Source organism: Streptomyces sp. E2N166, assembly GCF_003671715.1.
GTDB classification, from domain to species: domain Bacteria; phylum Actinomycetota; class Actinomycetes; order Streptomycetales; family Streptomycetaceae; genus Streptomyces; species Streptomyces thinghirensis.
In genome coordinates this window covers 436,303-448,050 of record NZ_RAIF01000025.1, presented here as the reverse complement: position 1 = coordinate 448,050, position 11,748 = coordinate 436,303, and the positions used below count along the sequence as shown (strand labels likewise).

At 71.4% G+C, this 11,748-nt stretch carries 11 protein-coding genes and 1 pseudogene; 6 read left to right on the top strand and 6 right to left on the bottom strand.

Annotated features, from left to right (window positions below; genetic code table 11):
* Positions 1-341, bottom strand: a pseudogene (locus tag EBH09_RS20130) (esterase); the annotation flags it as partial.
* 217 nt (positions 342-558) lie between these two features.
* Between EBH09_RS20130 and EBH09_RS20125 the strand changes: the two are divergent.
* The 6 genes from EBH09_RS20125 (at position 559) to EBH09_RS20100 (ending at position 5,599) form a co-directional block, all read left to right on the top strand.
* The gene (locus EBH09_RS20125) at positions 559-2,370 is read left to right on the top strand and encodes a phosphatidylglycerol lysyltransferase domain-containing protein (RefSeq protein ID WP_121748351.1); all 1,812 of its coding nucleotides are present in this window, start codon (positions 559-561) and stop codon (positions 2,368-2,370) included.
* Between the two features lie 85 nt (positions 2,371-2,455).
* Entirely contained in the window at positions 2,456-3,346 is an 891-nt protein-coding gene (gene folP / locus EBH09_RS20120) for a dihydropteroate synthase (protein WP_121748350.1), read from the top strand.
* The gene (locus tag EBH09_RS20115) at positions 3,343-3,846 is read left to right on the top strand and encodes a nuclear transport factor 2 family protein (protein ID WP_121748349.1); all 504 of its coding nucleotides are present in this window, start codon (positions 3,343-3,345) and stop codon (positions 3,844-3,846) included. Before folP ends, EBH09_RS20115 begins: the two co-directional genes overlap by 4 nt.
* A 236-nt stretch (positions 3,847-4,082) precedes the next feature.
* Entirely contained in the window at positions 4,083-4,442 is a 360-nt protein-coding gene (gene folB, locus EBH09_RS20110; RefSeq protein WP_011028954.1) for a dihydroneopterin aldolase, read from the top strand.
* The gene (gene folK, locus EBH09_RS20105; RefSeq protein WP_121748348.1) at positions 4,439-5,050 is read left to right on the top strand and encodes a 2-amino-4-hydroxy-6-hydroxymethyldihydropteridine diphosphokinase; all 612 of its coding nucleotides are present in this window, start codon (positions 4,439-4,441) and stop codon (positions 5,048-5,050) included. Before folB ends, folK begins: the two co-directional genes overlap by 4 nt.
* Positions 5,051-5,110: 60 nt before the next feature.
* Positions 5,111-5,599 carry a DUF3180 domain-containing protein gene (locus EBH09_RS20100; protein ID WP_121748347.1) on the top strand — a complete coding sequence of 163 codons (489 nt, stop codon included), beginning with the start codon at positions 5,111-5,113 and terminating at the stop codon, positions 5,597-5,599.
* Between the two features lie 22 nt (positions 5,600-5,621).
* Here the strand turns inward: EBH09_RS20100 and folE are convergent, their stop codons facing one another.
* The 5 genes from folE to EBH09_RS20075 form a co-directional block, all read right to left on the bottom strand.
* Positions 5,622-6,227 (bottom strand): GTP cyclohydrolase I FolE, encoded by a 606-nt coding sequence (gene folE / locus EBH09_RS20095; protein ID WP_121748346.1) that lies wholly within the window; start codon positions 6,225-6,227, stop codon positions 5,622-5,624.
* Positions 6,228-6,344: 117 nt separating this feature from the next.
* Positions 6,345-8,390, bottom strand: coding sequence for an ATP-dependent zinc metalloprotease FtsH (gene ftsH, locus EBH09_RS20090; RefSeq protein WP_121748345.1), 2,046 nt, complete (start codon positions 8,388-8,390; stop codon positions 6,345-6,347).
* A gap of 195 nt (positions 8,391-8,585) precedes the next feature.
* Positions 8,586-9,125, bottom strand: coding sequence for a hypoxanthine phosphoribosyltransferase (gene hpt / locus EBH09_RS20085; RefSeq protein ID WP_238696629.1), 540 nt, complete (start codon positions 9,123-9,125; stop codon positions 8,586-8,588).
* Between the two features lie 95 nt (positions 9,126-9,220).
* On the bottom strand, positions 9,221-10,279 hold the full coding sequence (tilS, locus tag EBH09_RS20080) for a tRNA lysidine(34) synthetase TilS (RefSeq protein WP_121748344.1): 1,059 nt from the start codon (positions 10,277-10,279) through the stop codon (positions 9,221-9,223).
* A 193-nt stretch (positions 10,280-10,472) separates the two neighbouring features.
* Entirely contained in the window at positions 10,473-11,600 is a 1,128-nt protein-coding gene (locus EBH09_RS20075; protein WP_121748343.1) for a zinc-dependent metalloprotease, read from the bottom strand.
* Between the last annotated feature and the right edge of the window lie 148 nt (positions 11,601-11,748).

Sequence of the window (11,748 nt, the reverse complement as noted above, 5' to 3'; positions counted from 1 at the left end):
CCGACCTCCGGCCGCGCCCCGCCCACCCGGCCGGCCCGCCGGTCGCCGACGACCCGGAGCGGAGCACCGGCCTCGTCGGCCGAGTGGTCGACGACCACGCCCTGGCCGTCCTCCCGGCCGAACAGGTCGGCCCAGCTGCCGTAGAACCCGAAGGACTGGTTGGCCACCAGCCCCACCGCGGCGAAGACCGCCAGCTGGGTGGCGAACAGCAGCCCCACCCGCCCGAGGACGGCCCGCCAGGTACGCCGGGCCAGCCGCGGCCACAGCCACACCGTGCCGGCGAACAGCAGCACGCCGGACAGGACCGCCAGCGCCAGCACCTTGTTGCTTGTGAGACCCATGCGTTGCTACCTGCCTGCGCTTTCCATGCGTCCGTTCGGGCCGTCCGCCCGGACCACCACCCCCGCGCACCCTCCGGGGATTCCGAAGCCGGGAGTGAACCTCTCCCGCCAGGACACCGTCCTAGAGGGCGCAATGTCGCCGGATGCCCGAAACGGGCCCGGATCCACGGTCTCTCGCAGAACTACGGGTGCGATGTCTGTCAGGACAGATGAGGAAATGTCGGGTGGGGTTCCGACGAAGCCCACGAGCGTACGCCGGGTGCTGCGCGGCCCTCGCCCGGAGACCGTGCCCCTCCTCGTCGGCCGCGCCTGCGCGCTCGTGGGCCTGCTGGACATCGCCGCCGGCGTCTTCCCGCGGTTCCGGCACAGCCGTATGCACGCCCTCGCCGAGGTACTGCCCGGAGCGTTCGGCCCGTTCGCGGCGGCACTCTCGCTCAGCGCCGGGGTGCTGTTGCTGCTGCTCGCCCACGGACTCAAGCGCCGTAAACGCCGGGCGTGGCGGGCGGCCGTGGCCCTGCTCCCGCTCGGCGCCGTCGCGCAGTTCACCTACCGGCACTCCCTCGCCGGGGTGCTGATCTCCCTCGCCCTGCTCCTGCCCCTGCTGCGGCACCGGGACCAGTTCGCGGCGCTGCCCGACCCGCGCAGCCGGTGGCGGGCGCTCGCCAACTTCGTGCTCATGGGGGCCGGTTCCCTCGTCCTCGGCCTCGTCGTCGTCAACGCCCACCCGCACCGCATGGTCGGCGACCCGAGCCTGGCCGACCGCCTCACCCACGTGCTGTACGGCCTGTTCGGCGTCGAGGGCCCGGTCGGCTACCGGGGCAACACCTCCTGGACGGTCGCGTTCTCCCTCGGCGCCCTCGGCCTGCTCACCGCCATCACCACCATCTACCTGGCCTTCCGCCCCGAACACCCCGCCGCCCGCCTCACCGAGGACGACGAGACCCGCCTGCGCGCCCTGCTGGCCAGGCACGGCGGCCGCGACTCCCTGGGCCACTTCGCGCTGCGCCGGGACAAGGCCGTCGTCTTCTCCCCCAGCGGCAAGGCGGCGGTGACGTACCGCGTCGTCTCCGGCGTGATGCTGGCCAGCGGCGACCCGATCGGCGACGTCGAGGCCTGGCCCGGCGCCATCGAACGCTTCATGGACGAGGCCCGCGCCCATTCCTGGACGCCCGCCGTCATGGGCTGCTCCGAGACCGGCGGCGAGGTGTGGACCCGCGAGACCGGGCTCGACGCCCTCGAACTGGGCGACGAGGCGGTGGTGGACGTCGCGGATTTCTCCCTGGCCGGCCGCGCGATGCGCAACGTGCGCCAGATGGTCAAGCGCATCGAGCGCGCCGGTTACGAGACCCGGGTACGGCGCGTGGCTGACCTCGGCGACGCCGAACTGGACCGCGTCCGCCGCGCCGCCGACGGCTGGCGCGGCACCGACACCGAGCGGGGCTTCTCCATGGCGCTGGGCCGCGTCGGCGACCCCTCCGACGGGGACTGCCTGATAGCCACCGCGCACAAGCAGGAGGCCGAGCCCGGCGAGTACGGCGACCTGAAGGCGATCCTGCACTTCGTGCCGTGGGGCACCGACGGGGTGTCGCTCGACCTGATGCGCCGCGACCGCTCGGCCGACCCCGGCATGAACGAGCTGCTGATCGTGGCCGCGCTCCAGGCCGCGCCGAAGCTCGGGATCGCGCGGGTCTCGCTGAACTTCGCCATGTTCCGCGCGGCGCTCGCCCGGGGCGAGAAGATCGGCGCGGGGCCGGTGCTGCGGGCCTGGCGCGGACTGCTCGTGTTCCTCTCCCGGTGGTTCCAGATCGAGTCCCTGTACAAGTTCAACGCCAAGTTCCGCCCCCGGTGGGAACCCCGCTTCGTGGTGTACCGCGCCTCCGCCGACCTCCCCCGCATCGGCTTCGCCGCCATGCAGGCCGAGGGCTTCGTCACCCTCGCCCCGCCCCTGCCCCGCTTCCTGCGCCGCCGCACCACCGCGCGCCGCCCGTGCACCCACCGCGTGGTGGAGCAGGACGCCCGGGCGGCGTGAGAGATCCGCCTGTGCGAAGCGGCTCCCCGCCCCGCAGCGCCGGGCCGCGCGGGAAGGCCGCCTCCTGCGGGCCTACGCTGAACACATGAGCAAGCAGACCGGCCGCCGCCACCCGGCGGGACTGACCGCATGGGACCGCTGCGCGGTCATGGGGGTCGTCAACGTCACCCCCGACTCCTTCTCCGACGGCGGCCGCTTCTTCGACACCACGGCCGCCATCAAGCACGGCCTCGACCTGGTCGCCGAGGGTGCCGACCTGGTGGACGTCGGCGGCGAGTCCACCCGTCCCGGCGCGACCCGCGTCGACGAGGACGAGGAGCTCAGGCGCGTGGTCCCGGTCGTGCGCGGCCTGGCCTCCGAGGGCGTCGCGATCTCCGTCGACACGATGCGCGCCTCGGTCGCCGAGCAGGCCCTCGCCGCGGGCGCCGCCCTCGTCAACGACGTCAGCGGCGGCCTCGCCGATCCCCGGATGATCCCGGTCGTCGCCGACGCCGACGCCCCCTTCGTCGTCATGCACTGGCGCGGCCTCCTTGAGGGCGGCAACGTCAGGGGCACCTACGAGGACGTCGTCGCCGAGGTCGTGGACGAGCTGCACGCGCGCGTGGCGGCGGTCGTCGAGGGCGGCGTCTCGCCCGACCGCGTCGTCGTCGACCCGGGGCTCGGCTTCTCCAAGGACGCCGAGCACGACCTGGTGCTGCTGGCCCACCTCGACCGCCTTCACAGCCTCGGCCACCCGCTGCTCGTCGCCGCCTCCCGCAAGCGGTTCCTCGGCCGGGTCCTCGCCGGACCGGGGGCCTCCCCGCCGCCCGCACGCGAGCGCGACGCGGCCACCGCCGCCGTCTCCGCGCTCGCGGCGCACGCCGGCGCGTGGGCCGTACGCGTGCACGAGGTACGCGCCACCGCCGACGCCGTACGGGTCGCGCGCGCCGTCGAAGGGGCCCGGACGGCGGGCAGAGGCCCGGAAGGAGTCCGGTGAACGCGCCGCACATCGACGTGGAGCAGGTCGAGGCCGCCAACACCGCCTTCTACGAGGCGCTGGAGCAGGGCGACTTCGAGAAGGTGTCCGAGTTCTGGCTCACCCCGTCCGACCTGGGCATCGACGAGTCGTACCACGACCCGGCCGACGCAGGCGTGGTCTCCTGCGTGCACCCCGGCTGGCCGGTGCTCACCGGCCGCGGCGAGGTGCTGCGCTCCTACGCGCTGATCATGGCGAACACCGACTACATCCAGTTCTTCCTCACCGACGTGCACGTCTCCGTGACCGGCGACACCGCTCTGGTGACGTGCACCGAGAACATCCTCAGCGGCGGCCCCGCTCCCGAGGGCGGCGACGAGCTCGGCCCGCTCGTGGGCCAGCTCGTGGTCGCCACCAACGCGTTCCGGCGCACGCCCTCCGGCTGGAAACTCTGGTCGCACCACGCCTCCCCCGTGATGGCCGAGACGGCGGACGAGGAGGGCGAGGAGACACCTTCCTGACCCGGGGGAACCAAGAAGTGGTTGGAATCACGGACCGGCGGGTATGGGCGGCTACCAACCCGTGATCCACCGGGACCGCCAGGGCAAACGCACGGTGAAACCTCCTGGCCTCCACCCGGCCCCACACCCCCGTGGCCCGGCGCTGTCGGTGCCCGCGGGTAGATTCGACTGAGGTCGGCGTACCGCCCGCACGCGGTGCGCACCGGCCGAGACCGACGACTGCAGGAGTGATTCGCGTGGATCGTGTCGCGCTGCGCGGCCTCAAGGCCCGCGGGCACCACGGTGTGTTCCCCAAGGAGCGCGAGGACGGCCAGACCTTCCTCGTGGACATCGTCCTTGGCCTGGACACCCGACCGGCCGCGGCCGACGACGACCTGGCGAAGACCGTGCACTACGGCATCGTGGCCGAGGAGGTCGTGGCCGTGGTCGAGGGCGAGCCCGTCAACCTGGTCGAGACGCTCGCCGAGCGCATCGCCCAGGTCTGCCTGAAACACGAAGGGGTCGAGGAGGTCGAGGTCTGCGTCCACAAGCCGGACGCTCCGATCACCGTCCCCTTCGACGACGTGACCGTCACCATCATCCGGAGCCGTGTATGAGCGCCCCCTTCACCAAGGGTCACAGCGACCCGACCGTACAGCCGGTGCCCGCCTCCGTCATCGAGCAGGTGGACGCCGCCGACATCACGCTGTCCAACCCCAAGCGCGCGGTGCTCGCCCTCGGCGCCAACCTCGGCAACCGCCTGGAGACCCTCCAGGGCGCCATCGACGCCCTGGAGGACACCCCGGGCGTGCGGGTCAAGGGGGTCTCGCCGGTGTACGAGACGGAGCCGTGGGGCGTCGACCCCGACAGCCAGCCGTCGTACTTCAACGCGGTCGTGATCCTCAAGACCACCCTGCCCCCGTCCTCCCTGCTGGAGCGGGCGCACGCCGTGGAGGAGGCCTTCCACCGCGTCCGCGACGAGCACTGGGGCCCGCGCACCCTGGACGTCGACATCGTCGCCTACGCCGAGGTCGTCTCCGACGACCCGCACCTGACCCTGCCCCACCCGCGCGCCCACGAACGCGCCTTCGTGCTCGCCCCCTGGCACGACGTGGACCCCGCGGCCCAGCTGCCGGGGCACGGCCCGGTCGCCGACCTACTGGACTCCGTCACCAGGGACGGCATCGCGCCCCGCGCCGACCTGGAACTCCGGCTGCCCGAGTAGTCGTTAAGGTCGACAGGGTCGGACAGCCACGCAGGGGAACCGAAGGGACACCGGGACACCGTGAAAGAGTTGCGCATCAGGGTGCTGGCCGGCGTGTTCGTCGTGGCCGGGATCCTGTCCTGGGCGGGCGCCCGTCTGTGGAACTCGATCGGGACTCTCCCGAGCGTCCCCCTGGCCGCCCCCGTCGTGCTCGCGCTGATCGCAGTGATCCTGCTGGCGACGGCCCTGTCGCTCCGCGCCCGTCTGAAGGCCCAGCGGGACCGTGTCCCGGACGCCAAGGGCGTCGACCCGATGATGGCGGCCCGTGCGGTCGTCTTCGGTCAGGCCAGCGCCCTGGTGGCCGCCCTCGTCGCCGGTATGTACGGCGGCATGGGCGCCTTCCTGCTGGAGTACCTCGACATCCCGGCCCGCCGCGACCAGGCCGTCTACGCCGGCTTCTCGGTCGTGGCGGGCATCGGCGTGATAGCGGCCGCGATCTTCCTGGAGCGCGTCTGCAAGCTCCCGGAGGACGAGGACGACGACCACCCGGGCACGGCCACGGCGGCCTGACCCGCCTCCGCGCCGACGGGCGTCAGCGCGCCATTATCAGACTCATCGCCTCGTTGCGCGTGGCGACGTCGCGCAGCTGTCCGCGCACCGCCGACGTCAGGGTCTTCGCGCCCGGCTTGCGAATGCCGCGCATCGACATGCACATGTGCTCGCACTCCACGACGACGATCACACCGCGCGGCTCCAGGATCTCCATCAGGGAGTCCGCGATCTGCGTGGTGAGACGTTCCTGCACCTGCGGGCGGCGGGCGTAGACATCCACGAGACGCGCCAGCTTGGACAGACCGGTGATCTTGCCGTTGGTGGACGGGATGTAGCCGACGTGCGCCACGCCGCGGAACGGCACCAGGTGATGCTCGCAGGTCGAGAACACCTCGATGTCCTTCACCAGGACCATCTCGTCGTGCCCGAGGTCGAACGTCGTCGTCAGCACGTCCCGGGGCTCCTGCCACAGCCCCGCGAAGATTTCCTTGTACGCCCGCGCCACGCGCGCCGGCGTCTCCCTGAGACCCTCGCGGTCCGGGTCCTCGCCGACCGCGATCAGCAGTTCGCGTACGGCGTTCTCGGCCCGCTTCTCGTCGAACTCGCCGATCTGGCCCTCGCCGTCCAGCGTCACGGGGTCGGTCATGTGGTGCCTCGTTCCTGTCCTGCGGTCGGCATACGGAAATGCCGCGCTCCCCAAGGCTAGAACCTGGGGGGCGCGGCATACATTCCGGGCCTGGTGGGGCCGCCGGGAGTGGCTGGGTCAGCTCTCCGGGCGTTCCTCCGGGGCTCGTTCCGGAGCAGGGGCCGGGGCCGGCTCCGGCGTGGTGCTCTTGGCGGTGGAGATCGCCGCCGGCGCGCCGTTCGCTCCGTTCGTCAGGGCGAGCTCCTTCGGGGAGAGCACCGGCGGACGGGTCGAGGGCGTGCGGCGGGAGGAGCCGGTCCAGGCGGGCCGGGCCGGGCGCTTGACGATCTGGGCGAAGACCTCGGCGATCTCCTCCTTGCCGAGCGTCTCCTTCTCCAGCAGGGCGAGGACGAGGTTGTCGAGGACGTCGCGGTTCTCGACCAGGATCTCCCAGGCCTCGTTGTGCGCCGTCTCGATGAGCTTCTTGACCTCTTCGTCGACCAGCGCGGCGACCTCTTCCGAGTAGTCGCGCTGGTGAGCCATCTCGCGCCCCAGGAACGGCTCGCTGTTGTCGCCACCGAACTTGATCGCGCCCAGGCGCTCGGTCATGCCGTACTGGGTGACCATCGCACGGGCCACGCTGGTGGCCTTCTCGATGTCGTTGGCGGCACCCGTGGTCGGGTCGTGGAAGACCAGTTCCTCGGCCGCGCGGCCGCCCAGCATGTAGGCGAGCTGGTCGAGCATCTCGTTGCGTGTGGTCGAGTACCTGTCCTCGTCCGGGAGCACCATCGTGTAACCGAGGGCCCGGCCTCTCGACAGGATCGTGATCTTGTGGACCGGATCGGAGTTCGGTGAGGCCGCCGCGACCAGGGCGTGTCCGCCCTCGTGGTACGCGGTGATCTTCTTCTCCTTGTCCGACATGATCCGGGTCCGCTTCTGCGGGCCCGCGACCACACGGTCGATCGCCTCGTCCAGCATGTGGTTGTCGATCAGCTTCTGGTCGCTGCGGGCCGTCAGCAGGGCGGCCTCGTTCAGGACGTTGGCCAGATCGGCACCGGTCATGCCGGGCGTACGGCGGGCGACGGCCGACAGGTCGACGTCGGGAGCGACCGGCTTGCCCTTCTGGTGAACCTTGAGGATCTCCAGACGGCCCTGCATGTCCGGACGGTCGACGGCGATCTGCCGGTCGAAGCGGCCGGGGCGCAGCAGCGCCGGGTCGAGGATGTCCGGACGGTTCGTCGCGGCGATGAGGATCACACCGCCCTTGACGTCGAAGCCGTCCATCTCGACGAGCAGCTGGTTCAGGGTCTGCTCACGCTCGTCGTGACCGCCGCCGAGGCCGGCGCCGCGGTGGCGGCCGACCGCGTCGATCTCGTCGACGAAGACGATGGCGGGTGCGTTCGCCTTGGCCTGCTCGAACAGGTCACGGACCCGGGAGGCACCGACACCGACGAACATCTCGACGAAGTCGGAACCGGAGATCGAGTAGAACGGCACGCCCGCCTCGCCCGCGACGGCACGCGCGAGCAGGGTCTTTCCGGTGCCGGGCGGGCCGTACAGCAGTACGCCCTTGGGGATCTTGGCACCGACGGCCTGGAACTTGGCCGGCTCCTGCAGGAACTCCTTGATCTCGTGGAGTTCCTCGACGGCCTCGTCCGAGCCGGCGACGTCCGAGAACGTCGTCTTCGGGGTGTCCTTGGTGATGAGCTTCGCCTTGGACTTGCCGAAGTTCATGACGCGGGAGCCGCCGCCCTGCATCTGGTTCATCAGGAACAGGAAGATGACCACGATGAGGACGAACGGAAGCAGGGTGATCAGGAGCCCGACGAACGGGTTCTGCTTCGACGGCGACACCGTGTAGCCGTCGGGGATCTGCTTGTCCTGGTACTTGTTCTGCAGCGTGCTGGCGAGGGTCACGCCCTGGTCGCCGATGTAGCTCGCCTGGATCTTCGAGCTGCCCTCGACCTTTTCGCCGTCCTTGAGCTGAACCTTGATGTTCTGCTCGTCGCCGGTGGTCAGCTTGGCCGACTCGACCCTGTTGTCGTTGATCGCCTGGACGACCTGGCCAGTGTCCACCGTCTTGTAGCCGCCGGACGAGCCGACGACCTGCATCAACACGACCACGGCAAGGACGGCCAGCACGATCCACATGATTGGCCCACGGAAGTATCGCTTCACGTCCATCCACACGGAGCGGTGCCGCCCCGTCCCTCCTGCCATAGTGAGTTTGATAAGACAGTTCTTCTGACGGTACCCCAGCCCGGCGGCCCTCAGCCGCACGGGACCGCTGGCTTCCCGTCTGCATGCTCCAACGGCGGGGAGGCCTCCGGGGTTCCCGGTAACCCCCCGAAACGCCGTGGAGCCCGCTACGAGGCCGTGTCAGCCGCCGTAGACGTGGGGCGCGAGCGTACCGACGAACGGGAGGTTGCGGTACTTCTCGGCGTAGTCGAGGCCGTAGCCGACGACGAACTCGTTGGGGATGTCGAAACCGACCCACTCCACGTCGATGGCGACCTTCGCGGCGTCCGGCTTGCGCAGCAGCGTGCACACCTTGAGGGAGGCGGGCTCGCGCGAGCCGAGGTTGGAGATCAGCCAGGACAGGGTCAGGCCGGAGTCGATGATGTCCTCGACGATCAGGACGTGCCTGCCCTTGATGTCGGTGTCGAGGTCCTTGAGGATCCGCACCACGCCGGAGGACTGGGTGCCCGCGCCGTACGAGGACACCGCCATCCAGTCCATCGTGACAGGGGTGGACAACGACCGGGCGAGGTCCGCCATGACCATCACGGCGCCCTTGAGGACACCGACGATGAGCAGGTCCTTGCCCGCGTACTCCGCGTCGATCTTCGCGGCCAGCTCGGCCAGCTTCGCGTCGATCTCTTCCTTGGTGATGAGTACCTTCTCGAGGTCGGCACCCATGTCGTTCGCGTCCACCCGCATCACTTTCGGTCGTCCCACCGGCCACTCCGGAGCACCCCGGCGATCCGTACGCGGATCGGTGGGAGGGTCCGGATTCAGCCTTGCCGAATCACCAGTCTGCCACCCTGCCGCCGGGCGACGACTTTGCCGGGGAGGTTGATGGCCCCCTGACCGCGCCAGCCGGTGATCAGCCGGTCGATTTCCTCGAGGTGGCGGGCGAACAGCGCGCCGGCGGGGGCACCGGCCTCGATGGCGGCGCGGCGCAGGATCCGGCGGCGTACGGCGGGCGGGAGGGCGTAGAGCTTGGCGCACTCCAGCATGCCCCGCGCGTCGCGGACGCCGGCCTCGGCCTGGCGGGCCCAGGTGTCGAGGGCGTCGGCGTCGTCCCGGGAGAGTTGCGCCGTACGGGCGAGGGCCTCGACGACGCCCTTGCCGAGCGCCTTCTCCAGGGCGGGCAGGCCCTCGTGGCGCAGCCGGGATCGGGTGTACGCCGGGTCGGCGTTGTGCGGGTCGTCCCAGACGGGCAGGGACTGGACCATGCAGGCCTTGCGGGCGGTCTGCCGGTCGACCTGGAGGAAGGGGCGGCGGTAACGGCCGCCGGCCCCCGAGACCGCGGCCATGCCCGACAGGGAGCGGATGCCGGAGCCGCGGGCGAGGCCCAGCAGGACGGTCTCGGCCTGGTCGTCGCGGGTGTGGCCGAGCAGGACGGCGGCCGCGCCGTGGCGGGCGGCGGCGGCGTCCAGGGCGGCGTAGCGGGCGTCGCGGGCGGCGGCTTCGGGCCCGCCCTCGCGGCCGACGGTCACGGCGGTGGCCTCGACGGGGTCCAGGCCGAGTTCGCGCAGGCGCAGGACGACCTCTTCGGCGCGCAGGTCCGAGCCGTTCTGCAGGCCGTGGTCGACGGTGACGCCGCCGGCGCGGATGCCGAGCCGGGGGGCCTCGAAGGCGAGGGCGGAGGCGAGTGCCATGGAGTCGGCGCCGCCGGAGCAGGCCACGAGCACGAGCGGCGCCGCCGGGAGGCCGGCCTCGCGGTCCGGCACGCGGTCGGCGGCCGTCGCGGCGGGAACGCCGGCCGTGGTTTTCAGTTCGGTGAGGATGTCGTGGAGGACGCGGCGGACCGCCAGGCGTATCGCCGCGACCGCAGGATGGGGACCCATGTCCGGTGCCCTTCATGAAGTTGTCGGGGGGTGAGCCCGAGATTCGGTCACTCAGAGTGTGTAGATGGTGACAGAAACGGGCCGTTCCCCGAGCATCGCACGCCTGTCGAGGGCTCACGGTCCCTCGGACGGGTGATTGGAGGGGCGTTCGACTGCCGTCGGCCGGATTCGTTTCACGCCCCGTCCGCGGGGCTCACGACTCCGGCTTGCGGTGCACCCGCGCGATCCAGTCCGCCGGTTTGGCGATCTCCGACTTGGTGGGGAGGGTGTTGGGCGAGGTCCAGACACGGTTGAAACCGTCCATGCCGCACTCGTCGACGACGGCCCGCACGAAGCGTTCGCCGTCCCGGTACTGGCGGAGCTTGGCGTCCAGGCCGAGCAGCTTGCGCAGCGCCAGGTCGAGGCGGGAGGCGCCCTTGGCGCGGCGCTGCTGGAACTTCTCGCGGATCTCCCCGACGCTCGGCACGACCGCCGGGCCGACGCCGTCCATCACGAAGTCGGCGTGCCCCTCCAGCAGGGACATCACGGCGGTGAGCCGGCCGAGGACCTCCCGCTGGGCCGGGGTCTGCACCAGCTCCACCAGCGACCGGCCGCCGTCGTCCTCCTCGGCCTCGGGACGGCCCCCGGCGAGCGTCTGGGCGGCCTCGCGGACCCGCTCCAGCACGGTCATGGGGTCGACGTCGGTCTCCGCGAGGAACGACTGGATTTCGCCCTCCAGGTGGTCGCGCAGCCAGGGCACCGCGGTGAACTGCGTGCGGTGCGTCTCCTCGTGCAGGCAGACCCACAGTCGGAAGTCGTGGGGCTCGACGTCGAGTTCGCGCTCCACGTGCACGATGTTCGGCGCGACGAGCAGCAGCCGGCCGCCGCCGTTCGCACCGGCGGGGAGTTCGCGGGTGGCCGGGGCGAAGGTCTCGTACTGGCCGAGGACGCGTGAGGACAGGAACGACAGCAGCATGCCCAGCTCCACGCCGGTGACCTTGCCGCCGACGGCGCCGAGGACCGCGTTGCCCGCGCCGTCGCCGCGCCGCTCCTGCATCTTCTCCAGCAGGGGCTTGAGGATCTCCCGGAACCCGGCGACGTTCGCCCGGACCCAGCCGGGGCGGTCGACGACCAGGACGGGGGTGTCGTGGGCCTCCTCGGTGGCCATACGAGTGAAGCCCCGGACGTGTTCCTCCGAGGCTTTGGCATGGCGGCGAAGTTCCGCGACGACGGCCCTGGCCTCGTCGCGGCTCACCTCGGGACCCGGCCGTACGAGCCGGGTCGCGGTCGCCACCGCGAGGTTCCAGTCGACCATGCCGGAAGATGCGCCGATGCTCGTCATGCGTCAACGGTACGTGAGCGCTGCCGCTGGGGGCAGGCTGTGCGGGGCGCCGGGGTGGGCGGTGGGGTCGGCAAGGGCCGGAGTCCGTTGGAAGCGCACCCGGCGTTGTGGGCACGGCGGTGCGGCACGGCTGCCCGCAGCGGCGGCG

Coding starts and splice junctions, on each gene's coding strand:
- EBH09_RS20125 (WP_121748351.1), top strand. CDS start 559: ATGTCGGGTGGGGTTCCGACGAAGCCCACGAGCGTACGCCGGGTGCTG.
- folP (WP_121748350.1), top strand. CDS start 2,456: ATGAGCAAGCAGACCGGCCGCCGCCACCCGGCGGGACTGACCGCATGG.
- folK (WP_121748348.1), top strand. CDS start 4,439: ATGAGCGCCCCCTTCACCAAGGGTCACAGCGACCCGACCGTACAGCCG.
- folE (WP_121748346.1), bottom strand. CDS start 6,227: ATGACCGACCCCGTGACGCTGGACGGCGAGGGCCAGATCGGCGAGTTC.
- ftsH (WP_121748345.1), bottom strand. CDS start 8,390: ATGGACGTGAAGCGATACTTCCGTGGGCCAATCATGTGGATCGTGCTG.
- hpt (WP_238696629.1), bottom strand. CDS start 9,125: ATGGGTGCCGACCTCGAGAAGGTACTCATCACCAAGGAAGAGATCGAC.
- tilS (WP_121748344.1), bottom strand. CDS start 10,279: ATGGGTCCCCATCCTGCGGTCGCGGCGATACGCCTGGCGGTCCGCCGC.
- EBH09_RS20075 (WP_121748343.1), bottom strand. CDS start 11,600: ATGACGAGCATCGGCGCATCTTCCGGCATGGTCGACTGGAACCTCGCG.